Raw genomic sequence first — 778 nt, forward strand, 5'->3', positions numbered from 1 at the left:
CTTCTCTGTCTTTCTCAAGGTTTTCATCTACTTCCGGCGTTTTCGTTTCTCTCGTGCTGTCTGTGAGCCATTTGGGTGTTTTTTCTTTTGATTGTTTAACGAAAGGTTTATAATTTTGTTTTTTGCTTTCAAGTTGTTGCTTTTCAAATGCACGTACTTGTTCAATAGATTTCAAGTTTGCATTAAGCCATGTATTCAAAATGCTTTTAGCATATCCCCAAGTAACCTTGTTTCTGTCTTTAGCGATTTTAAGTGATGCGGTAACTATTTCATCTGAATCATTTTCAAATGAATCAAGATAATAATTTAAATCGTCTAAATTGTAAGGAGTTATGAAACCGAATCCGTTATCTTGGAAGAAGTCGAAGGCGGTTACCTTCTTCTTCTCATTATTCACATTCTTTTCATTATTATCTTTATTATCATTATTGTTTGTGTTGGTTTGATGTTGTTTTGATGTTGGGTTGATGTTTGACTGATGTTGTTTTGATGTTGGTTTGATGTCGTTTTGATGTTGGTTCCTGCCCTGCTCACTTTGATAAAAGTCATAATTGACAATGGTTATAAGGGTATATTTTGATGTTGTTTTGACTTCTAACATTCCATCACTCTCGAGTAAGTCAAGGAAGGTTTTCACTTTAAATCGTGACCAGTTAAAAAGGTCAGACAAGGTCAAAATCGATGTTAATCTTTGTCCTCTTTCTACGGTTACAATTTGGTTTCCAATAGGCACTTTTGCCTTTGAATGATTCGCTTCCATGAGTAAATATATCCATGC

1 protein-coding gene is annotated in these 778 nt (G+C 34.3%); it reads right to left on the minus strand.

Going from position 1 to position 778, the window contains the following annotated elements; genetic code table 11:
* Positions 1-760, minus strand: a 760-nt coding sequence (locus K0778_RS26580; protein WP_201276761.1) for a DnaD domain-containing protein, incomplete at its 3' end; no start/stop codon positions are given.
* Positions 761-778 lie beyond the last annotated feature (18 nt).

Origin of the sequence: Escherichia sp. XD33 (assembly GCF_019375075.1) — a bacterium.
Taxonomy (GTDB): domain Bacteria; phylum Pseudomonadota; class Gammaproteobacteria; order Enterobacterales; family Enterobacteriaceae; genus Enterobacter; species Enterobacter flexneri_A.